Raw genomic sequence first — 22,474 nt, 5'->3', positions numbered from 1 at the left:
GTCCATAAGCTAACCCCATAAATCAAACACATCAATTAGTTGATAGATTAGGAGCGATAGATGAGTTCTCCAGAGATGTTGCTAGAGGTTTTACGTACAGAATTGCGCAGAGTTGGTATGACCTATAAACAGCTTGCGCATTTAATTGAAATGAGTGAGTCGAGTATCAAGCGTATGTTTGGGCAGAAGGATATGACTTTGTCACGCATGGCTCAAATTTGTAAAGTTTCCGAAATCTCATTAGAAGATGTGCTGCGTCAGGCCGCTGATGTTACACCACAAACAGATAATTTAACCTTATCGCAAGAGCGAGCCTTGATGGAAAATCCCAAATTATTATTGGTGGCTATTTCTTGTCTTGGTCATTGGACTTTTGAGCAAATTATTGAGACTTATACCTTAACTGAGGCGGAATGCATTCTTTGTATGATTGAGCTTGATAAGCTTGAGTTAATCGAGCTTAAACCGATGAATCGCTACCGTTTGCGGGTTTCTCCAGCATTCCGCTGGCGTGCTGATGGACCTATTCAAGCTTTCTTTAAGGAAGTGGTTGTCGCCGATTATTTCAACGGACGTTTTGATGGGACTGGTGAAACCTTAATGTGCGTACCCGCTCGCTTATCGAAAAATAGCGCGCAAGAAATTCAGCAGAAAATCCAACAATTGACCGCAGAAATCGCCCGCTTGCAGCATGAAGATCGCCGTCTCCCTGCTGAAGATCGTGATGGCTATACCTTAATGCTAGGCTTTCGTTCCTGGGAGTTTTCTGCATTTACCGCATTGCGTCGTCCCGCCACGATGGCCAATACAAAAGGCCGGGTGGTTCACCAGATTGGTCCTAAAAACAGATAAAAACTTGAACCGATACCTTGTGTCGCGCCAGCGCCAAAATAGAGCGGACCGAAGCGTGTATCAAAGGCGACGAAGCTGCTCACTGCACGTTTAATCTTGCTGAACTTAACCGCTTCATTTTCTTTAAAGCCGCCACCTAGTTCCGCTGAAAATCCTAAGCGAACTGCGCCGCCTAGTGCTGCTGGCATGCTACCGATGCGATGTGCGATCACCACCCGTCCAAGTGCTACGGTTTTATTGGATAGCGATTCGGCAGGTGTTCCAGACAGTCGCAAAAAACCACCCAAGGATAATGGTGCAATATCACCTTGTGAGCGCGACCATTCACCGTAAATATGACCAGCCCATTCACCACGTTTGAAAGCCGACATTCCCAGAACTGAGGAATTGAGAATGGCCTTCTTATTGCCATCTTGATCTAAAGCACGATCCCATTCCATGGTTAAATAATTGCCGCGTGTAGGGTAAGCCAGTGAATCAATGGTATCGACTCGGTAGCGCAAGAATTCTGTGGTTTGAAAGATTCTGACATCGGGTCCAGATTCTTCAGGCAATAATTTTTTTACTTCCACGCGTTCACGTCGCACGCCAATTTGGATGTCACCCCAATTTCCAATTTGCCTGCCGAAGGGTAAAATAATGCTGTTTGCTTTATAGCCATAACGAATTAGTTTTCTGCCTTCAGAGAACAGATCGGTAGATGAGGCATTACTTTGAAGTGAAGGCGCGATAAACCATTCGCTGCCTACCCCTAAGGGTTGGAAGAATTGTGCACCTAAAATTCGGTCTGAACCAATTTTGGCAATTATTCTTGCTTCGCCACCCCATCTGTTTTGTGATGCTGCGATATGCATCGCGCCTAGCGAAAATTTATGGGTATCATTAAAGTCGCTTGATAACTCAAGGCCAAGACGTAGGCGATTTTTACTCCAGACCGCCTCATGTGTTTTGATGACGACATCACGCTCTTCACCACGATCATCGATTTCCACTTCGACATGGTCGAGATCTCCGCGACCATACAGTTTTCCAGTGACTTGACGAATTTTTTCCTCACTCGTAAGTTCGTTTAACTGCAGTCCTGATTGTTTTAATAAAATATCTGGATTGATATTTTGTGTTCCTTGAATTTCTATACTGGCGATCTTTAGCGCTCTGTCTGGAGTGCTGCCTTCAGCGGTACGTAATTGTTCGTAACGTCGATAATCTTCTGGTGTCGATTGTAAATGTTGCAGCCGTGTTTCTAACTGACGTGTCGCGATATCTCCCGCCAGCATGGCATTGTGATGTTCATCAAAGTCGAGAAAGTCGATGCCACTCAGATTCGGCGCAATTAATATATCTTTAGGGCGAAGTTCTTTTAAAGAACGTTGTACATTCTGCTCGGTTAATATTTGCAGCATTTGTTGGGCGACGCTGATGGCACTACCAAGCTCTTTTTCCTGCGCAAGTGGTGTACCGACATTGACCGCAATGACAATATCTGCGCCCATTTTCTTTGCCATATCGATAGGCAGGTTGCGCACTAAGCCACCATCAACGACTAGGCGTTTGTTAATGTGCACTGGAGCAAACATGCCCGGTACTGCAAGTGAGGCACGTAGTGTAATAAACAGAGGCGTATCTGTCAGTTCGACCATTTCACCTGTCACCAGATCCGATGCAACCGAGCGAAATGGAATCGGCAGATGATTGATATGTTCACTCTTCATCCCATTTGGTAATAGACGGGTCAGTGCTTGTTCAAGCGCTGAATTTCCTGCTGCCGATGGTGGGAAGGTGATGCCCGATTTGGTAACCGCAAACTCAATACGAGACGGTAGATTAACATCTTCCTCTCTACGTCTGAAATCCAGAGCATCGCGTGCAGGACGATCGGCCAATACCGTATCCCATGAAGTATTGCGAACGATATCTTCAATGTCTTCAATCGAACGACCTGCAGCATACGCGCCACCTACTACAGCTCCCATACTGGTGCCGACAACGAAATCGATAGGGATGCGCATCTCTTTTAAAACACGTAATACACCAATATGCGCAAAGCCACGTGCCCCTCCGCCGGATAGCACAAGGGCGACTTTTGGTCGCTCTTTAACCGCAGGCGTATGTTCCTCTAATTTGTGGACTTGTGCGTTAGCGGTAGACAGTACAAAACTACAGCTAGAAATCAAAATGATTGTCGATAGTTTTTTTAAGCGCTGATGAAATAACATGCGTACCTGCTTAGAATAACAATGCATTGATGAGAGGGAATTGGATTCGCTTATGTTGCAATAGTTCTGCTCGATTTTGTTGATTTTTGCCATGCCTAAAAACAGCTGAAAACGGCTTAAAAACTCCCGGTAAATTGGTAACGTGTGCCAGGATGCCACATCGTGACGATGGTGGCGATTTGATTTTGTGAGCGTGTTTTTCTGTGTAAAACTAGGCAAGCGTCTTTGCTTGAAATGTGTAGCATATCGGCGATTGATTTGGGTGCCATTACGGCTTCTATGCTGTAATCTACACCTTGTAATGGCGCCACTTCCATTAAGTATTCATTCGGCGTTTTGCTGATAAAGTTTTGTGTCAAGTAGTCTTGTGCTAGCGCGGAATTAACCCAGCGATCCTCAACTTGAATCGCGATTTCATTCTCGAAATGGACGATCACCGAATGAAATAAGATGTGACCAGCATTGACTTGAAATTTTTCGGCAAGAGATTCGTTCGCTTCAATCGAGGACAATTCATGCAGCTCACTTCTGTGTTCGTGCCCTCGTGCCCGAACCTCTTCAGCAATACTCTTAATGGCAACTAATGTTGCTTGGTATTTTTGTTGCGCGACATAAGTTCCTGAACCTTGAATTCGATTAAGAATTTGTTCGCTGGTCAGTTCCCGCACCGCACGATTGACTGTCATGCGTGACACATTAAACTGTTGAGCCAACGCCGCCTCCGAGGGAACTGCATCACCTTCCTTCCAAGTGCCAGCTTGAATTTCCCTTAATAGAAAATCTTTGATCATTTGAAAAGCAGGAGTAACAGCAGGGGTTGTAGCCATAGGATCGATGAATGGATGATTTGATGTTTGCTAGATAACAGTAATTGGCTTCTATTTTCGCACAGAATTAAAAAAAATCGCTTGCATAAGTTGTATATACAACTTAAACTGCAAATCAAATTAATTATTGTGTCCTTGCTACATCTGATGAATATCTTTATTTGTTGGTGTTGTTGGGAATTTTTTGAGCTTTGAATTTTTAGGAGATAAAGATGAATAATGATCCACGCTGGGATGCAAGTCGTGAAATCCGCGCACCACGCGGCGCTGAAAAGGTGTGTAAAACTTGGGTAGCCGAAGCGGCTTACCGCATGATTCAAAATAATCTCGACAAAGAAGTCGCAGAAAATCCCAAGCATTTAGTCGTGTACGGCGGTATCGGTCGCGCTGCACGTAATTGGGAATGCTATGACCAGATTTTGGCCAGCTTGAAAGATTTGGGCGAAGATGAAACTTTGCTGATTCAATCGGGTAAGCCAGTTGGTATTTTTAAAACCACTGAAGATTCTCCACGTGTCTTGATCGCCAATTCCAACCTAGTGCCGAAGTGGGCGAACTGGGAACACTTCAATGAACTAGACCGCAAAGGCTTGTTCATGTACGGTCAGATGACAGCCGGTAGTTGGATTTATATTGGCACCCAAGGTATCGTGCAAGGTACGTATGAGACTTTTGCCGAAGCTGGTCGTCAGCATTTTGGTGGCGATTGGGGGGGGCGCTGGATCTTGACTGCGGGCTTGGGTGGCATGGGTGGTGCACAGCCTTTGGCAGCAACATTTGCGGGTGCAGTGTCTCTGAATATCGAATGTCAACAGTCCAGCATCGACTTCCGCCTGCGTACACGCTATGTCGATAAGCAAGCAAAAGACATTGATGACGCGATCGAACTGATTAAATATCACACCGCACGTAAAGACGCGATTTCAATTGCTTTGTTGGGTAACGCAGCAGAGATTTTGCCTGAATTAGTAAAACGTGCGAAAGCGGGTGGCATCAAGCCGGACTTGGTCACAGATCAAACTTCTGCGCATGATTTGATTAACGGTTACTTGCCTATCGGTTGGAGCGTTGAACAATGGAAGGCAGCGCAACACGATGCGAGCCAGCACGCGAAGTTAACCGCAGATGCAGCGCAAGCTTGTGCTGTACACGTACAGGCCATGTTAGATTTCCATGCGATGGGCATTCCTACGGTCGATTACGGCAACAATATTCGCCAAGTCGCCTTCGATACTGGCGTGAAGAATGCTTTCGACTTCCCAGGTTTTGTACCTGCCTATATCCGTCCTTTATTTTGTGACGGTAAAGGCCCATTCCGTTGGGTGGCTTTGTCTGGTGATCCAGAAGACATTCGCAAGACCGATGCCAAGATTAAAGAATTATTCCCTGAGAATAAAGGCGTGCATAAGTGGTTGGATATGGCGGGTGAGCGCATTGCCTTCCAAGGTTTGCCAGCACGTATTTGCTGGTTAGGTTTAGGTGAGCGTCATATTGCAGGTTTGGCTTTCAATGAGATGGTACAAAACGGCGAGCTGAAGGCACCTATCGTCATTGGTCGTGATCACCTTGATACCGGATCTGTCTCTAGTCCAAATCGTGAAACTGAAAGTATGAAAGATGGTACCGATGCAGTATCTGATTGGCCTTTGTTGAATGCATTATTAAATACAGCAGGCGGTGCGAGCTGGGTTTCCTTGCATCATGGTGGCGGTGTAGGTATGGGCTACTCGCAGCATTCAGGTATGGTGATTGTGGCCGATGGCACTGAAGCGGCAGCTAAACGTTTAGCCCGCGTGTTGGTCAACGATTGCGGTTCAGGCGTGATGCGCCATGCCGATGCGGGTTACGAACAAGCTGTGGCATGTGCTAAGCGTAATGGCTTGCAATTGCCGATGATTAAGTAAATTTGAGTAATTTTTTAATGCAGAGTGCGCAGTAAATTTATGGCGTGCAGAAGTAGTAGGGTGCGCCATGCGCACCAAGACGATGAGTAAGCCGTAAATGTGAGGTGCGCAAGGCGCACCCTACGAAAGCCTACAAAATTCTCTGCGCCTCTGCGGCAAAAAGAATGTAAAGATAAAGGACAAGAATATGAGCACAACTTTCACCATCCAACCAGGTCAATTCAAACTCGCTGACTTACGCGCGATCTGGCAACAACCTTTCAAGCTGGCCTTGGCAGAATCTGCCTATGCCGCGATCAATGAATCTTCTGCAACCATCGATCGTATCGTCGCCAAAGGGGATGCGGCTTATGGTATCAATACCGGTTTTGGTAAACTCGCGAAGACGCGTATTCCAGACGAAGATCTAGAATTGCTGCAAAAAAATCTGATCTTGTCGCATTCAGTCGGTTCAGGTGAATTGATTGCTGATGAAGTCGTGCGCTTGATTATTGCAATGAAGATTGCCAGTCTGGCGCGTGGTTTTTCGGGCATTCGGGCATCCGTGATCGACACCATGATCGCGGCCTATAACGCGGGTATCATGCCAGCGATTCCAGTCAAGGGTTCAGTCGGTGCGTCTGGTGATTTAGCGCCTTTGTCGCACATGACTTTAGCGATCATGGGTGAAGGTCAGGTACGCGTTGACGGCAAGATGGTTGATGCCAAAGCGGCGTTGGCTCAAGCAGGTATCACGCCTGTCGTTTTGGCGGCGAAAGAAGGTTTAGCTTTGATCAACGGTACGCAAGTGTCAACTGCTTTGGCATTGAATGGTTTGTTCCTGGCTGAGCGTTTATTAGAAGCGGCAACGATCACGGGCGCCTTGTCGGTCGATGCGGCGAAGGGTAGCGATGCACCGTTTGATCCGCGTATTCACGCAGTGCGTGGTCAGCCTGGTCAAATTGCGACCGCGAATATTTATCGTACGCTGTTGACTGGCAGTGAAATCCGTCAATCGCATTTGGTCAATGATGAACGTGTGCAAGATCCATACTGCTTGCGTTGCCAGCCACAGGTGATGGGCGCGTGTTTAGATATCATCAATAATGCCGCGCGTACTTTGCTGACAGAGGCGAATGCGGTAACCGATAATCCTTTGGTGTTTGTCGATACGAATGAAGTGATTTCTGGTGGTAATTTCCACGCAGAGCCAGTCGCTTTTGCCGCCGATACTTTGGCTTTGGCGATCGCCGAAATTGGTTCTATTTCTGAGCGTCGTATCGCCTTGCTGATCGATGCATCTATCTCAGGCTTGCCACCATTCTTAGTACCATCATCTGGTTTGAATTCTGGCTTTATGATTGCACACGTGACAGCGGCAGCCTTGGCATCCGAAAATAAATCGCACGCCCATCCAGCTAGTGTCGATACGATTCCAACTTCAGCTAATCAAGAAGATCACGTCAGTATGGCGACATTTGCTGGTCGTCGTCTGCACGAAATGGCGCACAATACTGCTACTATTGTCGGTATAGAATTATTAGCTGCGGCACAGGGTGTGGACTTCCATCAGCCTTTGAAAACTTCAGATAAATTAACGACCGTGCACCAGTTGTTGCGTTCTAAAGTCGCGTTCTACGACAAAGATCGTTTCTTTGCGCCAGACATCGAAGCAGCGAAATCCTTAGTGGTTGATGGCGCTTTGAGCGCACAATGTGCAGATCTGTATTCGCATTTGTATTTGGCTTAAGTTGTAGCTTAGTTGCTGCATAGTTGTAGCGTAGTTGCAGCACAAGTTGTAGTGTTTTTTGCCGCAGAGGCGCAGACTATACAGAGAAATTTTTTAAACATCTCTGCGTACTCTGCGCCTCTGCGGTTTACTATTGATTTTGAGTTTACTTATTGTTGAGAGAAGCCATGCGTAAATGGACCGCAAAAGATTACCGTACGATGCCGTGGAAAAATGGTGGTGGTAGTACCACCGAATTAGCGATTTTTCCTGAGAATGCAGGTATCGATAATTTTGTCTGGCGTTTAAGTACGGCCACCGTCGCGCAGGATGGACCGTTTTCTCATTTTGCTCAGATAGACCGCACTTTAGCAATATTATCTGGCACGGGTTTGGTCTTGAAAACGGATGTCGGTAGCACAGCGGAAAAAAATGTCACGCTAACGCAGGAGAGTTTGCCGCATAGGTTCTCCGGTGAGGACAATATTTATGCTGAACTACTAGGCGGCACTGTCGTTGATCTGAATTTGATGACAAGGCGCGATGTTTGTCAGCATCATATGCAAGGTTTGAGTGCAGGTGAACATCTGATCAATGCAGAAAACGCACAACAGATTTTAGTGTACTGCGAAAGAGGTCACGCGCAATTGCTTACGCATACACAATTGGAAGAAGGCGATCTGGTTTTATTGGAGGAAGAACATGAAGCCAGCGGTATCCGCTGTCATATCGAAGCGGAAGAGGGCAGTCTTTTGTATTTAATGCGGATTAGTTTTTTGAGTCATCATGAACAACAGGGAGGCGCGCATGTCCTTGCTTAATTGGGATAGTCTGTGGCTGAACGTCCATCTCGCTACCATGGAAGCGGGCGCTGATTACGGCATTATCCGTGATGCGGCGATTGCGGTTAAAGATGGCAAGATTGCGTGGTTAGGGGCAGCTCAAGATTTGCCAGCCGACTATGTAGCGCAAAGTACCCACGATGGACAAGGCTGTTGGCTGACGCCAGGTTTGATCGATTGCCATACCCATATGGTGTATGCAGGCAATCGTAGCAATGAATTTGAGGCGCGTTTAAACGGTGTCGCTTACGAAGAAATTGCTCGGCAAGGTGGTGGCATCGTGTCGACCGTCAAAGCAACACGCGCCGCGACGGAACAAGAATTAATGCAAGCGAGTTTGCCGCGTGTACTCAGCAGTTTGCGTGAAGGTGTGACGACACTAGAAATCAAATCGGGTTACGGCCTTGATACCGCAACCGAAGCAAAAATTTTGCGCGTCGCCCGTCAGATACAAAGAGATTTGCCAGTCAAAGTCACCACCACATTCTTAGGTGCACACGCCTTGCCTCCTGAATTCGCAGGTCGCGCTGATGCATATATCGATGAGGTTTGTGAACGCATGCTGCCTGCGATTGTCGAGGAAGGATTAGCCGATGCGGTTGATGTCTTTTGCGAGAAAATAGGTTTTACACTAGCACAGACTGAGCGTGTATTTCAAGCTGCTCAGCGACATGGCTTACCAGTCAAATTACATGCAGAACAGCTGTCCGATCAGGGTGGTGCAGCCTTAACGGCGAAGTATCAAGGACTCTCGGCCGATCATTTGGAATACCTGAGTGATGAAGGCATCGCCGCGATGCAGAAACACGGTACAGTCGCGGTCTTATTGCCAGGGGCATTTTACTTTTTACGGGAAACCAAATACCCACCACTAGCCGCTTTGCGTGCAGCGGGTGTGCCTATTGCTTTAGCGACGGATTGTAACCCTGGTACCTCGCCTATGACGTCACCGTTGCTGACCATGAATATGGCTTGCACTTTGTTTCGTATGACGCCATTAGAGGCTTTGCAAGGTGTGACAATTAACGCCGCGCGTGCCTTAGGTATGGAACAAAATATTGGTAGTTTAAGCGCAGGAAAGCAGGCTGATTTCGCCATCTGGAAAATTGAGCGCCCAGCTGATTTAGCTTATCTTATTGGTGTCAATCCATGTGTTGCGAGCGTTTATGCCGGGCAGCTTCGTGAGCTGCATTAGTCAAGTAATTGCTTCTATACGCGATTTGTGCTCGTGATAATTGATTTTATGATAAATTTAAGAAGTTTCTTGTTGGAAAATTCTGTCGTGAGGCGGAAATTGCTTTGACAACATGAGTGTGGCGGCTATCATGATCATATTCAGTTTTCCGTCCTCTATTTTCTCGCTCAGTGAGATTCATCACCAGGATGGTTTTTTGCTAAAGGATGAATATGACAGAGAAGTCATTGAACAATATTTTGTATGTGGAAGACGACTTAGATATTCAAGCCGTTGCGCAAATTGCTTTAGAAGTCGTTGGCGGCTTTTCTTTAAAAACCTGTAGTTCCGGTGCTGAAGCAATCGCGGCTATCGAACAAGGATTTGTTCCGGATTTGTTATTGTTGGATGTGATGATGCCGAATATGGATGGTCCGACAACACTTGCACATTTACGTAAATTGCCAGCTACCAGCAATACACCGGTCATTTTTATGACGGCTAAAGTTCAATCGAGCGAGCAGGATTACTACTACACCCTCGGTGCAATCGGCGTAATTGCCAAGCCTTTTGATCCAATGGCTCTAGCTGAGCAAGCTCGTACATTGTGGAACAAGGTGAGCTAAGTGAGTGAGCGGGATCAAGAGCTAAATGATGCCTTGCAGGCGCTAGCACAACTTTATATCGCCAAGCTTCCTGCCAAGCTGGAAGAAATGCGGCTCGCCGGCCAACGATTTGAGTCTGATCCATTCAATCGGGAAAATTACACATCATTGCATCGCCAGTTGCACACCATGGCGGGTTCAGCGGGGACTTTTGGTTTTCCGGAAATTGGCGATATCGCCCGACAATTAGAAATCAGCTTAAAAGCCTATATCAATGGCGATTCTTGGGATGCCGTTAAGATTCAGGATTTTGTCGCAGAGGTCAATAAGTACATCGCGACAGCAAAATATGTGCAAGTCTGCGCTGCCGAGGCGCAAGCTGAGGTGAAGAGTCAACTCAGCAATATAGTTCCAATCGGCGTTGATAGTGCAACAAGATTGATCTTATGGGCAGATGAGTACGAAGAAAAAAATCAGGAAGTTATCCAAGTTCTAGAGCAATTTGCGTTTGAAATTCAACACGTCAATCAATTGCATGAATTAGAACGTGCAATTCTGGAGAAAAAGCCAGCATTGCTGATTATTGATGCAGATTTTCAAAACAAACATTTTGCTGGTAGCGATGAGATTATGCGTATGAAATCACATCATGTGCAAATGCCACCAGTGTTGTTTACTTCAAAAACCAATAGTTTTGAAACCCGCTTGCGTGCAGTTCGGGCAGGTGGCGACGCATTTTTCTTAATGCCAATTGATATCCTTGCGATCACTGAAAGCATAGAAGAAATACTGAGCCGTAGCAGTCCAAAACATTATCGAATTATGATTATCGATGATGATGTCGATCTTGCTGAATATTACAGTCGTGTTTTGCAGGGAGCAGGCATGATCATTGAAGTACTGAATGATCCTGCATTTGTGTTGGAACAAATGGCAAGTTTTCGTCCTGAATTAGTGTTAATGGATGTTTACATGCCTGATTGTGATGGCGTTGAATTATCAAAGGTTATCCGCCAAGATCCTTCTTACTTAGACGTGCCGATTGTTTTTCTATCTAGCGAAAATAATTTACAAAAGCAGTTGGCAGCGGTGAAGGTTGGCGCCGATGATTTTCTGGTCAAACCTATTTCGCCAGAACTTTTGATTTCTTCATTATCAACGCGAGCTGAACGATATCGTGCTTTGCGTACGCTGGTGATGCGTGATGGTTTGACGGGTTTATATAACCATTCTGCGATTAAAGAAGATCTCATCGCTAAAATGTCGAGTGCCAGTCGCAATGTGACTTGTGTATCGGTAGCGATGTTGGACTTGGATAATTTCAAGAAGGTGAATGATACCTACGGACATCAGATCGGTGATCAAGTGTTACGCACCTTGTCGCATTTATTAAGACAACGTTTGCGTAAGAGCGACGTCGTTGGCCGTTATGGTGGCGAAGAGTTTATCGTCATCTTTCCAAACACAACGGCTGAGGTCGCTTGTGCCGTATTGGATAAAGTCCGCTCAGCATTTAATCATATTCATCACAGTTCTGAACAAGGTGAGTTTTGTGTCAGTTTCTCTGCTGGTATTGCAGACTCAAGGCAGACAACGAGCCCTGACGATTTAATCTCGATTGCCGATGCCGCTTTGTATAGAGCTAAACACAGTGGGAAAAATAAAATTGTGCTAGGTGATCAATAAATTTTTATTGATCGTATTGGTGTTGAACCCAAATGCGCGCGGTTTGTAAATAAGCCCTGGTATTGCTAATACCAGGGCTTATTTGTTTTACAAAAATCCAAGCGAAATTGACGCTTTAATTTTTAGATAAATGTGTTGCTTTGATTTTTGATTCTAAAGCTTTACCTTTGCGCGCACGTTTGCCAATATGAATGGCAAGACCACTGGCACTCAGGCTCACTTCTTGCGGTTTGGCAGCACGACCTATACCACTGACTTTGACACCTTTTTGACTGATCGCCGTCGCTGCAATTAATTTTTCTTTGGCTTCTAATTCCATCAAAATCACACCACGTCCACCGCTGGATAATTGCTTGATTTCTGCTAATCCAAATACCAGTAAGCGACCTTTTTCAGACAAGCATGCAATCGCACTAGCATCGTCAGCGACTGCAGTCGGTGCCAAAGGTTCATCACTATCTTCTAGCGTCATAAAGGCTTTGCCAGCCTTCATACGACCAACCATGTCACCGAGCTTTGCGGTGAAACCATAACCGGCGGTCGACGCCAATAAGAGTGAGGTTTCGGCTTTACCTGCGAAGTAATGCAAGATGCGTGTGCCGCTGGCTAAGTCGATCAATGTCGTGACTGGCACGCCATCACCACGGGCGCCGGGCAGGGCAGAAACCGGCACGGAATACACGCGGCCGTTTGAGCCAAATACCAAGAGTTGGTCCACGGTGCGGCATTCAAATGTACCGTACAAACTATCACCTGCTTTAAACGTGAATTGTGCCGGATCGTGTTCATGGCCGGTACGAGCGCGTACCCAACCTTTTTCTGAGATCACCACTGTTACTGGCTCGTCGATGACTTTCTGTTCGATAGAAGCGCGCTGAGCTTCTTCGATGACCGTGCGGCGTGCATCGCCAAACTGTTTGGCGTCAGCTTCGATTTCTTTGATGATGCATTTCTTCATCGCGGAAGGATCATCTAAGAGATTTTGCAAACTGGTTTTTTCGTTACGCAATTCTGCCAATTCTTGTTGAATCTTGATAGCTTCCAAGCGTGCCAATTGGCGCAAACGGATTTCTAAAATATCTTCGGCCTGGCGATCCGATAGACGGAACGCTTCGATCAAAGCAGGCTTAGGTTCATCCGATTCGCGAATGATCTTGATGACTTTATCGATATTCAATAATACCGCTTCACGGCCTTCTAAAATATGAATACGGTCATTCACTTTCTTCAGCTTGAATTGGGTGCGACGCGTGACGGTTTCAAAGCGGAAAGTGATCCACTCCGTCAAAATATCGGAGAGCGGTTTTTGGCGTGGACGCCCATCGCCACCTATCATCACTAAATTCAATGAAGCAGAAGTTTCGAGGGAAGTATGTGCCAACAACATTTGCATGAATTCGGCTTGATCTTGATTTTTGGACTTTGGTTCTAAGACCAGACGCACGGCGGCATCTTTGCCAGATTCATCGCGCACAGCATCGAGTACCGACAACATGACTTGTTTTAAGCTGACTTGTTCTGGCGACAGAGATTTTTTACCCATTTTGATTTTGGGATTAGTAATCTCTTCGATTTCTTCCAATACTTTCTGTGAAGAAGTACCTGGCGGTAGTTCGGTAATGACGGCCTGCCATTGACCACGCGCCAGTTCTTCTATCTTCCAACGCGCACGTACTTTGACACTGCCACGACCACTGGCATAAATGTCGCTGATTGCTGCCGCTGGCGTGATGATCTGTCCGCCGCCCGGAAAATCTGGGCCAGGGATGAACTCCATTAATTCAGCATGCGTGGTTTTAGGATTGCGAATCAAAGCGACCGCTGCCTTTGCCACTTCCGTCAAATTGTGGGACGGAATCTCAGTTGCCATACCAACCGCGATACCCGATGCACCATTCAATAAAACGAAGGGTAAACGTCCCGGCAATAAAGTCGGCTCTTCATATGAGCCATCATAGTTGGGCTGAAAATCGACCGTACCCAGATCAATTTCATCGAGCAATAATTTAGAAATTGGCGTTAAGCGCGCCTCGGTATATCGCATCGCCGCCGCACCATCGCCGTCGCGTGAACCGAAATTACCTTGTCCATCAATCAATGGATAGCGCAGAGAAAAATCCTGTGCCATACGCACCATCGCGTCATACACAGACTGATCGCCATGTGGATGGAGCTTACCGAGGACATCACCGACCACCGTCGCCGATTTACGCGGCTTGGCAGAGGAATTCAAACCGAGTTCATTCATCGAATACAAAATCCGACGCTGCACTGGTTTTTGTCCATCACTGACATCGGGCAAGGCACGACCTTTAACCACAGAAATCGCGTAATCAAGATACGCTCGCTCAGCGAAAGTCGCCAGCGTCAAAGTCTCGCTATCACCACCATTACCACCGTTGTTATTCGGGGCTTCATCAAATAAATTTGCTTGTTCGCTCATAATCTTTGTTTGTATTTTTTGTGATTCTTAAATCCGCTTAACACAATCGTGTAGGGAGGCTCAGAAATTCGATTTCGCGGATGCAGTACAAGGCGCCGAATTTGCAATATTCCACAGCAATACGTCGGTATTGCGAGGATTTGCAACGCCGTAATGCGCCGCGCAATCGGATTTATGCGCCTCCCTATATGTCCGCTTCTACTTCATTACCATGCTCTTCTAGCCACGCTTTTCGTGCAGATGCTTCGCCTTTACCCATCAGCATATTGAAACGGCCTTCCGAAAATTCTTGATCGAATTCACCAAGAGACACAGGCAATAAGCGGCGTGTATCAGGGTTCATTGTCGTTTCCCAGAGCTGGTTGGCATTCATCTCGCCCAAACCTTTAAATCGGGAAATCGCCCAAGCACCATCTTTGACACCATCCTTGCGCAATTTGTCTTCTATCGCGGTTAGTTCGCCTTGATCCAAGGCATAAATCTTTTGCGCTGGTTTTTTACCACGTGCTGGTGCATCCACTCGGAACAGAGGAGGGCGCGCGATGCAGATATGGCCGCGTGCAATTAACTGTGGAAAGTGTTTGAAAAACAGTGTCAATAACAAGACTTGAATGTGTGAACCATCGACGTCCGCATCAGAGAGAATACAGATTTTGCCGTAACGCAGATTCGTTAAATCAATCGTGTCGTTGACGCTGTGTGGATCCACGCCAATCGCAACAGCGATGTCGTGAATCTCATTGTTCGCGAATAGACGATCACGCTCAGATTCCCAAGAATTTAAGACCTTACCGCGCAGTGGCAAAATCGCTTGAAATTCTTTGTCACGGCCCATTTTTGCCGAGCCGCCCGCGGAGTCACCTTCGACTAAAAACAGTTCATTGCGCGTGATGTCATTTGATTCGCAATCGGTGAGCTTGCCTGGTAAAACGGCGACGCCAGAGGATTTTTTCTTCTCGACTTTTTGCAAAGAACGCAGACGCGATTGCGCTTGCTTGATCACTAGTTCAGCGAGTTTTTTACCTAACTCTACATGTGAATTAAGCCAAAGTTCTAGAGGTGGTTTGGAAAAACTCGATACTAAACGCACCGCATCGCGTGAATTTAAGCGCTCTTTAATTTGCCCTTGAAATTGCGGGTCTAACACTTTCGCGGAGAGTACGAAAGAAGCGCGGGCGAACACGTCTTCAGGTAATAACTTCACGCCCTTCGGTAGCAAGGAATGCATTTCAGCGAAACTTTTCACCGCGCCGAATAAGCCTTCGCGCAAACCGGATTCATGCGTACCACCTGCTGGTGTTGGAATCAAATTGACATACGATTCGCGTACTACGCCACCATCTTCGGTCCATGCGACGACCCAAGATGCGCCTTCACCTTCGGCAAAACCATCCGCATCGGCATTCGCAAATTGCTCGCCTTCAAACATAGGAATGACTAAGTCGCCATGTGAGGCTTGTGTAAGTGCTTCAGTTAAATAACCACGTAAGCCTTGATCATATTGCCAGGTTTGACTTTCGCCCGTTTTGGCATTGGTGAACGTGACTTTAACGCCCGGTAGTAAGACCGCTTTAGAGCGCAGCAAGCGTTGCATTTCTGGGATGGAAATATTCGGGGAGTCAAAATATTTTCCATCCGGCCAGACGGATACACGAGTGCCATTTTTTTTGTCACCACGACTTAAAGGCTGGGTGCTTAATGGCTCGACCACGTCGCCATTCGCGAATACCAGATTATGTAAACCACCTTCGCGCCAGACGGTAATTTCTAAGCGTTTGGATAGCGCATTCGTGACCGATACGCCGACGCCATGCAAACCACCGGAGAAGGCGTAAGCACCGCCGGAGCCTTTGTCGAATTTACCGCCAGCATGCAGGCGAGTGAAGACGATTTCTACCGTAGGCACGCCTTCTTCTGGATGTAAGCCGACCGGAATACCGCGGCCATCATCTTCTACGCTAATACTGCCATCGGCATTCAATGTGACTTGGATATTTTTGCAATGACCACCCAATGCTTCATCTGAGGCATTGTCGATGACTTCTTGAATAATATGCAGCGGGTTTTCGGTGCGGGTGTACATCCCAGGTCTTTGTTTGACCGGCTCCAGTCCCTTCAGGACACGGATGGATGATTCGCTATAGTCGGATGGGGTTGTGGTTTTTTTAGTTGCCATGCGATGAAATGGGTGAATAAGTTGATGCTAAATATGTTTGATTTTAGGAATACAAGCGACTAGCTCAGGGTTGCCGAACCAGCTTCTTTTTTTATCCTACACGGAAATCTGCCGAATTGAGAAATTATTGTAGCTAGAAATACTGGATATGCATACAGTTGATTTAAACTTTGATGTCTGATTCGGAAATTTTATTTGTTCGGATGTTGGTTTAAATCGAATTTTTGTTAAATAGAGAACTTATTTACTTATTTGTTTGCTTATTTATTTGCTCAATAAGCGCATCCCCTGTTCCAACCCAGACAAGGTAATCGGAAACATACGATTACTCAGCAACTTGCGCATGATATCGATCGACTGTCGATATTGCCAGATGCCTTCAGGTTCTGGGTTGAGCCACAAATACTTGGGGAAGTGGGCAGTAAAGCGTTGTATCCAGGTCGCGCCAGCTTCTTCATTGTTATATTCGACCGAACCGCCAGCTTGTAAGATTTCATACGGACTCATGGTGGCATCGCCCACAAAAATTAATTTGGTATCGGGAGTGTATTTGCGCAATACATCCCAGGTGGGGAATTTTTCTGAATGACGTCGGTGATTATTTTTCCACAGATAGTCATAGACGCAATTGTGGAAATAATAGAACTCCATGTTTTTGAATTCGGTTTTGGCGGCAGAAAACAATTCTTCAATCTGTGCGATGTGCTCATCCATAGTGCCACCGACATCCAATAACATCAGTACCTTGATATTGTTTTTGCGTTCGGGCTGCATTTTGATATCGAGGTAGCCCGCATTATTCGCGGTAGCCTTGATCGTTGCATCCAGCGCTAATTCTTCTTCCGCCCCTTGTCGCGCAAATCGACGCAAGCGACGCAGAGCGACTTTGATGTTGCGGGTGCCGAGCTCACGCTCGGTGTCGTAATCTTTAAATGCGCGCGCTTCCCAGACTTTGACCGCAGAACGGCGTTCGCTCTTACCGCCTATGCGTATGCCTTCAGGATTGTCGCCACCATTGCCAAAAGGCGAGGTGCCGCCTGTGCCTATCCAGCGATTGCCACCCTCGTGCCGCTCTTTTTGTTCTTCGAGTAATTGTTTGAGCCTGTCCATCAGCTTGTCGTAGCCGAATTTTTCTAGTGCGGCTCGTTGTTCATCCGTCAGTTCGCGCCCCAGACGTTTCTTAAGCCAATCGAGCGGAATGTCAGGATGTTTCTCAAAAATCGTATTGATTCCTTTGAAATACAGGCCAAAAGCGCGGTCAAATTTGTCGTAATTCGCTTCATCCTTCACCAAGATGGTGCGCGACAGAAAATAAAATTCGTCGACCGAAGTGCCAACCACACCTTCTTGCATGGCTTCTAATAAAGTCAGAAATTCTTTAATTGACACCGGGATTTTGGCGTCTTTTAAGGTGAAGAAAAAGTCGATTAACACTGTGTGGTTCTCTTAAATTGATAATTAGCTTGAAACTGCGGAAGGAGTGCGTTTGAGTTTGAATTCCAGATTCGCCTTCACGCCTGCCCATTCATGCTTGAGTATGCTGTACACCACAGTGTCGCGTACCCGTCCATCTGGCAAAATCATGTGGTTGCGCAATACACCATCGCGTTTAGCGCCTAGGCGTTCTATGGCTTTTTGTGAGCGTTGATTAAACCAGTCTGTACGAAATTCCACGGCATTGCAGTCTAGTGTTTCGAAGGCATGTGTTAACAACAAAAGTTTGCATTCAGTATTGATGGCACTGCGTTGATATGACTGTGCATACCAGGTGTAACCAATTTCTAAACGTTTATTAGCGCTGTCAATGTTGCAATAGCGTGTCGCACCGATTACCTTGTTTTGAATCTGATCAAATACGGTAAAAGGCAGCGCCAGGCCTTTGTCACGTTGCTCGATTGCCGTTTTGAACCAAGTTGCCAGATTTTCGGGCGAAGGCACCGAAGTGAAGAACAATTCCCACAGGCGCCCATCGCTGGCGGCGACCCGCAAGTCGCTCAGATGATCTTGCGAGAGTGGAGTAAGTCTGGCGTGTTGACCTGTAAGTGTGATGTTGCCTGATGACATCGTAACTCCTATTGAATACTTGGCGATGCAAAGCGTAAGCGCTTATTGTAATGCCTTGGAGACTATCCTTAGTTGGTAGTAAGCTTCGGTTTTGTTGTTGATTTTATAGTCCTGTGATGGTCGCTAGCAATAAAAGAGAGAAGCGGCTTGCACATGGTTTTAAAACCAGTTATACTGCAAAGCTGTACAGAATTTTGCGGCGCGGCCATGTGGGTAATTAAATTCACATCTTGAACCCGTCGCGTTGACCACGTTTAGGAAATCTCATGGCAAATACCGCACAAGCACGCAAACGTGCTCGTCAAGCAGTTAAACAAAATGCACACAACTCTAGTCAGCGTTCGACTTTGCGTACAGCGATCAAAGCTGTTCGTAAGGCAATCGAAGCTGGTGATAAAGCTGCTGCTGCAGTGATCTTTCAGAACTCTGTTTCTACGATCGATCGTATTGCTGACAAAAAAATCATCCACAAAAACAAAGCAGCTCGCCATAAGAGCCGTTTAGCTTCTGCTTTGAAAGCATTGGCTTAATTGTTTTTGCTTTGCGCTGACTTAGTCGGTGCAAATGTAGTAAATAAGCTGCCTGCCTGTATATCTCGTAGTCAACTTACGACATAAAAAAACCGCAATTTTTATTGCGGTTTTTGTCTTTTCTAAAGCTCGAGATTTTGTTCTCGTGTGCAAGAATTGGGAGGTTTTTGCTTATTGTGCACTTTCTGCCAATGGGAGTCCTTCTACTTTTTGCCCGACCATAATCTGACGTTGACTGTACCAGCCTGTATTCATTTCTAAGGCATATCGCGCTTTGCTTTTTGCGCAGGTGGTTTGTTCGTTATTGGCTTGCATTTCTTCAATATTAATAATTTTGCCTTGCTCATCGATGAATGCAATCGATAATGGGATTAAGGTGTTTTTCATCCACATGCAGTAGTGATCCGCTTGCGAGAACTGAAACATCATTCCCTGATTTTCAGCAAGCGACTCTCGAAACATCAAACCGCGTTGACGTTCTTCGGCAGTACGGGCTAGTTCTGCGTCGATTAAATAGGTGCCAATCTGAAATTGCTGACGTTTTAAAGTCGACTCTGTCGCCATCGCGTCATGAGTGCAGATGATTGAGCAAAATATTATCAATAAGTTGATGTGAGAAATCTTGAACATGGATAGTTTTGACGTATGGTAAAAATGGCTTGTAGTCTGACTATCTCTGTTGAAAATCGTTCAATTTAAATGTCAACAGGCTCTAGCCAACAATTTCCATCGATTCACCTGGTAATAATGGGTGGCTAGCAAGGCTATATTCACCGATGCCACTGCGGATCAAACGCAAAGTTGGTAAGCCGACCGCGGCAGTCATGCGTCTGACCTGACGATTTTTACCTTCGGATAAAATGATGCAAAGCCAACTGGTTGGAATGTTTGCTCGTTCACGAATCGGCGGATTTCGAGGCCAGATCCATTCTGGTTCTGCGATTCTTACTGCTTTGCAGGGGAGGGTTGTGAAATCACCTAAATCGAGTGGCTGCGCCAAGCGAGCTAATTGTTCAGGTGTTGCATCGCCCTCAACTTGCATTAAATAAGTTTTGGATTCTTTCCAGTTGGGGTGGCTGATCTTATGCTGCAATTTTCCATCGTCCGTCAGTAGTACTAAGCCTTCACTGTCGGCATCAAGTCGACCTGCTGGATAGACATTCGGCGTTTTGATGTAATTGGCTAATGTTTCTCGCGTCGGATGTGATGAAAATTGACACATCACATCGAAGGGCTTGTTAAATAAGATAAGTTTCATTGATCTAATCGGTAAAACCTTAAAAATGCACGTTAAAAGAGCGCGAAAAGTGGGATCGCGAGTGTCGCAAAATTATGGCATCAAGTAAAATAGTAGTGCATAATACGAAATGGTGGTCTTCTGTCTTATATAAGAGTTTGCGCGTTTGATGTTGTAGTGATGTTCTTATCGCGTGAATTTTGTATCTGGCATTGAGACATGTTAACAGTAAAGCGCGATTCTACAATTTACAGAATGCTAGTGTAGCGCTTGATCGCACGTATCCACGGAGAAAACGATGTATCAACATATTAAAGTGCCTGCAGAAGGTCAAAAAATTACCGTCAATGCAGACTTCTCATTGAATGTTCCTGAAAATCCAATCATTCCTTATATCGAGGGTGATGGTACTGGTGTTGATATCAGCCCAGTCATGATCAAGGTTGTTGATGCAGCGGTAGCAAAAGCTTACGGCGGCAAGCGCAAGATCAGCTGGATGGAAATCTACGCGGGTGAAAAGTCCACTAAAGTGTATGGTCCAGACGTCTGGTTGCCAGAAGAAACTTTAGGCGCGTTGAAAGATTACGTTGTTTCGATCAAAGGTCCTTTGACAACGCCAGTTGGCGGCGGCATCCGTTCTTTGAACGTGGCTTTGCGTCAAGAGTTGGATCTGTATGTTTGCTTGCGCCCAGTACGTTATTTCAAAGGTGTGCCTTCACCAGTACGTGAGCCAGAAAAAACTGACATGGTCATCTTCCGTGAAAACTCAGAAGACATCTATGCAGGTATTGAATTTGCACAAGGCTCTGAACAAGTTAAAAAACTGATTAAGTTCTTGCAAGACGAAATGGGCGTGAAAAAAATCCGCTTCCCAGAAACTTCAGGTATTGGCGTGAAACCAGTATCTATCGAAGGTACAGAGCGTTTGGTACGTAAAGCGATTCAATACGCGATCGACAATGACAAGCCATCTGTGACTATCGTTCACAAAGGTAACATCATGAAGTACACCGAAGGTGGCTTCCGTGATTGGGCATATGCTTTGGCACAAAAAGAATTCGGCGCAGAATTGATCGATGGCGGTCCATGGTGCAAATTCAAGAATCCAAAAACAGGTAAAGACATTATCGTTAAGGATTCCATCGCGGACGCATTCTTGCAGCAAATTTTGTTGCGTCCAGCCGAATACAGCGTTATCGCGACACTGAATTTGAACGGCGATTACATTTCTGATGCATTGGCTGCGCAAGTTGGTGGCATCGGTATTGCTCCAGGTGCGAACTTGTCGAACTCTATCGCGATGTTCGAAGCAACGCACGGCACAGCACCGAAGTACGCTGGTAAAGATTACGTAAACCCAGGTTCTTTGATCTTGTCCGCAGAAATGATGTTGCGTCACATGGGCTGGTTGGAAGCAGCGGATCTGTTGATCTCTGCAACGGAACGTGCGATCACTGCGAAGAAAGTCACTTATGACTTCGCCCGCTTGATGGAAGGCGCTACGCAAGTGTCTTGCTCCGGTTTTGGAGACGTAATGATAGAGAACATGTAATTTTTAAGCGTCGTTAAATCCAATTCTAGGGCGCATATCGGCGTTGCAAATGCGCGCAATACTTGTGTATTGCTGTGCTTTGCGCCTTGATCTGCATTCCTATAATTGAATTTTGCTAAGCTTAAAATTGCAGTGAGGTTGTAGAAGAAAAGCCGACTTTGTCGGCTTTTTTGCGTCTAGTATTTACTGTGAAATTCTAAGTTTCGATGTTCGAGATTTGCGTTGGTAGCCCCTTCCCCTTCAAGGGGAAGGTTGGGATGGGGATGGGTTTTGGTCGAGCTTATAGAGGCATTTTCGCGAAATTAAACTTGTCTTAGCCTGGCTCGTACTTCGAAGGATGAGTGGGTCTTAGCCTTGTAGACACATTCCAAGCACCCATAAAAAAACCCGCCGCAGCGGGTTTTTTAAAACATTACAAAATCGGATTAAGGATTTTGGATGTTAGAAGCTTGCTTGCCTTTTGGACCCTGTGTTACCTCGAACTGTACTTTTTGACCTTCTTTTAAAGTCTTGAAGCCGTTCATTTGGATCGCGGAGAAGTGGGCGAACAAATCCTCACCGCCATCATCAGGAGTGATAAAACCAAAGCCCTTGGAGTCATTGAACCATTTTACGGTACCTGTTGCCATAATACATCTTTCAAATATAAACTAATCAC

Annotated in this window: 18 protein-coding genes; 9 read left to right on the top strand and 9 right to left on the bottom strand. The window is 46.1% G+C overall.

Features of this window, described 5'->3' with window-relative positions; genetic code table 11:
* Positions 1 to 60 precede the first annotated feature (60 nt).
* Positions 61 to 852: a helix-turn-helix domain-containing protein gene (locus tag H8K33_RS06600; protein ID WP_246443381.1), complete on the top strand. Its 792-nt coding sequence runs from the start codon at positions 61 to 63 to the stop codon at positions 850 to 852.
* On the opposite strand, the gene H8K33_RS06595 is transcribed toward H8K33_RS06600, so the two are convergent.
* Together H8K33_RS06595 and hutC are read right to left on the bottom strand one after the other, a co-directional pair.
* Positions 825 to 3,068, bottom strand: coding sequence for a patatin-like phospholipase family protein (locus H8K33_RS06595; protein ID WP_186890190.1), 2,244 nt, complete (start codon positions 3,066 to 3,068; stop codon positions 825 to 827). The two genes, H8K33_RS06600 and H8K33_RS06595, sit on opposite strands and share 28 nt — an antisense overlap.
* Before the next feature lie 116 nt (positions 3,069 to 3,184).
* The gene (gene hutC / locus H8K33_RS06590) at positions 3,185 to 3,895 is read right to left on the bottom strand and encodes a histidine utilization repressor (RefSeq protein ID WP_186890189.1); all 711 of its coding nucleotides are present in this window, start codon (positions 3,893 to 3,895) and stop codon (positions 3,185 to 3,187) included.
* Positions 3,896 to 4,107: 212 nt separating this feature from the next.
* On the opposite strand from hutC, the gene hutU reads away from it, so the two are divergent.
* From hutU to H8K33_RS06560, 6 genes are all read left to right on the top strand, one after another.
* The gene (hutU, locus tag H8K33_RS06585; RefSeq protein ID WP_186890188.1) at positions 4,108 to 5,799 is read left to right on the top strand and encodes a urocanate hydratase; all 1,692 of its coding nucleotides are present in this window, start codon (positions 4,108 to 4,110) and stop codon (positions 5,797 to 5,799) included.
* Between the two features lie 187 nt (positions 5,800 to 5,986).
* Positions 5,987 to 7,528: a histidine ammonia-lyase gene (hutH, locus tag H8K33_RS06580; protein ID WP_186890187.1), complete on the top strand. Its 1,542-nt coding sequence runs from the start codon at positions 5,987 to 5,989 to the stop codon at positions 7,526 to 7,528.
* Between the two features lie 167 nt (positions 7,529 to 7,695).
* The gene (locus H8K33_RS06575; RefSeq protein ID WP_186890186.1) at positions 7,696 to 8,328 is read left to right on the top strand and encodes a HutD/Ves family protein; all 633 of its coding nucleotides are present in this window, start codon (positions 7,696 to 7,698) and stop codon (positions 8,326 to 8,328) included.
* Positions 8,315 to 9,544, top strand: coding sequence for an imidazolonepropionase (hutI, locus tag H8K33_RS06570; protein ID WP_186890185.1), 1,230 nt, complete (start codon positions 8,315 to 8,317; stop codon positions 9,542 to 9,544). Before H8K33_RS06575 ends, hutI begins: the two co-directional genes overlap by 14 nt.
* A 212-nt stretch (positions 9,545 to 9,756) precedes the next feature.
* A complete protein-coding gene (locus H8K33_RS06565; RefSeq protein ID WP_186890184.1) occupies positions 9,757 to 10,149 on the top strand; it encodes a response regulator in 393 nt (130 codons plus the stop codon).
* Positions 10,150 to 11,814 (top strand): diguanylate cyclase, encoded by a 1,665-nt coding sequence (locus H8K33_RS06560; RefSeq protein ID WP_186890183.1) that lies wholly within the window; start codon positions 10,150 to 10,152, stop codon positions 11,812 to 11,814.
* A 115-nt stretch (positions 11,815 to 11,929) separates the two neighbouring features.
* Here H8K33_RS06560 and parC read toward each other — a convergent pair whose 3' ends face one another.
* The 4 genes from parC to H8K33_RS06540 all read right to left on the bottom strand — a co-directional run bounded on the left by parC (position 11,930) and on the right by H8K33_RS06540 (position 18,497).
* On the bottom strand, positions 11,930 to 14,257 hold the full coding sequence (gene parC, locus H8K33_RS06555) for a DNA topoisomerase IV subunit A (protein ID WP_186890182.1): 2,328 nt from the start codon (positions 14,255 to 14,257) through the stop codon (positions 11,930 to 11,932).
* A gap of 184 nt (positions 14,258 to 14,441) precedes the next feature.
* On the bottom strand, positions 14,442 to 16,433 hold the full coding sequence (locus H8K33_RS06550) for a DNA topoisomerase IV subunit B (RefSeq protein WP_186890181.1): 1,992 nt from the start codon (positions 16,431 to 16,433) through the stop codon (positions 14,442 to 14,444).
* Positions 16,434 to 16,697: 264 nt separating this feature from the next.
* Positions 16,698 to 17,867 carry a hypothetical protein gene (locus H8K33_RS06545; protein WP_186890180.1) on the bottom strand — a complete coding sequence of 390 codons (1,170 nt, stop codon included), beginning with the start codon at positions 17,865 to 17,867 and terminating at the stop codon, positions 16,698 to 16,700.
* A gap of 24 nt (positions 17,868 to 17,891) precedes the next feature.
* Positions 17,892 to 18,497: a GNAT family N-acetyltransferase gene (locus H8K33_RS06540; RefSeq protein WP_186890179.1), complete on the bottom strand. Its 606-nt coding sequence runs from the start codon at positions 18,495 to 18,497 to the stop codon at positions 17,892 to 17,894.
* Positions 18,498 to 18,763: 266 nt separating this feature from the next.
* On the opposite strand from H8K33_RS06540, the gene rpsT reads away from it, so the two are divergent.
* Positions 18,764 to 19,027: a 30S ribosomal protein S20 gene (rpsT, locus tag H8K33_RS06535; protein WP_186890178.1), complete on the top strand. Its 264-nt coding sequence runs from the start codon at positions 18,764 to 18,766 to the stop codon at positions 19,025 to 19,027.
* A 171-nt stretch (positions 19,028 to 19,198) separates the two neighbouring features.
* Here the strand turns inward: rpsT and H8K33_RS06530 are convergent, their stop codons facing one another.
* The gene (locus tag H8K33_RS06530; protein ID WP_246443380.1) at positions 19,199 to 19,591 is read right to left on the bottom strand and encodes a DUF192 domain-containing protein; all 393 of its coding nucleotides are present in this window, start codon (positions 19,589 to 19,591) and stop codon (positions 19,199 to 19,201) included.
* 148 nt (positions 19,592 to 19,739) lie between these two features.
* On the bottom strand, positions 19,740 to 20,285 hold the full coding sequence (locus H8K33_RS06525; RefSeq protein ID WP_186890176.1) for a pseudouridine synthase: 546 nt from the start codon (positions 20,283 to 20,285) through the stop codon (positions 19,740 to 19,742).
* 277 nt (positions 20,286 to 20,562) lie between these two features.
* On the opposite strand from H8K33_RS06525, the gene icd reads away from it, so the two are divergent.
* Positions 20,563 to 21,816, top strand: coding sequence for an NADP-dependent isocitrate dehydrogenase (gene icd, locus H8K33_RS06520; RefSeq protein ID WP_186890175.1), 1,254 nt, complete (start codon positions 20,563 to 20,565; stop codon positions 21,814 to 21,816).
* Positions 21,817 to 22,241: 425 nt separating this feature from the next.
* Here the strand turns inward: icd and cspE are convergent, their stop codons facing one another.
* Positions 22,242 to 22,445 (bottom strand): transcription antiterminator/RNA stability regulator CspE, encoded by a 204-nt coding sequence (gene cspE / locus H8K33_RS06515; RefSeq protein WP_126129050.1) that lies wholly within the window; start codon positions 22,443 to 22,445, stop codon positions 22,242 to 22,244.
* Positions 22,446 to 22,474 lie beyond the last annotated feature (29 nt).

Origin of the sequence: Affinundibacterium amnicola, from assembly GCF_014284275.1 — a bacterium.
Lineage (GTDB): Bacteria > Pseudomonadota > Gammaproteobacteria > Burkholderiales > Burkholderiaceae_D > Undibacterium > Undibacterium amnicola.
This window is presented reverse-complemented; position numbering and strand designations above follow the sequence as displayed.

What these genes read in the sequence shown, in the direction of transcription:
- H8K33_RS06600 (WP_246443381.1), top strand. Translation starts at nt 61, where the DNA reads ATGAGTTCTCCAGAGATGTTGCTAGAGGTTTTACGTACAGAATTGCGC.
- H8K33_RS06595 (WP_186890190.1), bottom strand. Translation starts at nt 3,068, where the DNA reads ATGTTATTTCATCAGCGCTTAAAAAAACTATCGACAATCATTTTGATT.
- hutC (WP_186890189.1), bottom strand. Translation starts at nt 3,895, where the DNA reads ATGGCTACAACCCCTGCTGTTACTCCTGCTTTTCAAATGATCAAAGAT.
- hutU (WP_186890188.1), top strand. Translation starts at nt 4,108, where the DNA reads ATGAATAATGATCCACGCTGGGATGCAAGTCGTGAAATCCGCGCACCA.
- hutH (WP_186890187.1), top strand. Translation starts at nt 5,987, where the DNA reads ATGAGCACAACTTTCACCATCCAACCAGGTCAATTCAAACTCGCTGAC.
- H8K33_RS06575 (WP_186890186.1), top strand. Translation starts at nt 7,696, where the DNA reads ATGCGTAAATGGACCGCAAAAGATTACCGTACGATGCCGTGGAAAAAT.
- hutI (WP_186890185.1), top strand. Translation starts at nt 8,315, where the DNA reads ATGTCCTTGCTTAATTGGGATAGTCTGTGGCTGAACGTCCATCTCGCT.
- H8K33_RS06565 (WP_186890184.1), top strand. Translation starts at nt 9,757, where the DNA reads ATGACAGAGAAGTCATTGAACAATATTTTGTATGTGGAAGACGACTTA.
- parC (WP_186890182.1), bottom strand. Translation starts at nt 14,257, where the DNA reads ATGAGCGAACAAGCAAATTTATTTGATGAAGCCCCGAATAACAACGGT.
- H8K33_RS06550 (WP_186890181.1), bottom strand. Translation starts at nt 16,433, where the DNA reads ATGGCAACTAAAAAAACCACAACCCCATCCGACTATAGCGAATCATCC.
- H8K33_RS06540 (WP_186890179.1), bottom strand. Translation starts at nt 18,497, where the DNA reads ATGTCATCAGGCAACATCACACTTACAGGTCAACACGCCAGACTTACT.
- rpsT (WP_186890178.1), top strand. Translation starts at nt 18,764, where the DNA reads ATGGCAAATACCGCACAAGCACGCAAACGTGCTCGTCAAGCAGTTAAA.
- H8K33_RS06530 (WP_246443380.1), bottom strand. Translation starts at nt 19,591, where the DNA reads ATGGCGACAGAGTCGACTTTAAAACGTCAGCAATTTCAGATTGGCACC.
- H8K33_RS06525 (WP_186890176.1), bottom strand. Translation starts at nt 20,285, where the DNA reads ATGAAACTTATCTTATTTAACAAGCCCTTCGATGTGATGTGTCAATTT.
- icd (WP_186890175.1), top strand. Translation starts at nt 20,563, where the DNA reads ATGTATCAACATATTAAAGTGCCTGCAGAAGGTCAAAAAATTACCGTC.
- cspE (WP_126129050.1), bottom strand. Translation starts at nt 22,445, where the DNA reads ATGGCAACAGGTACCGTAAAATGGTTCAATGACTCCAAGGGCTTTGGT.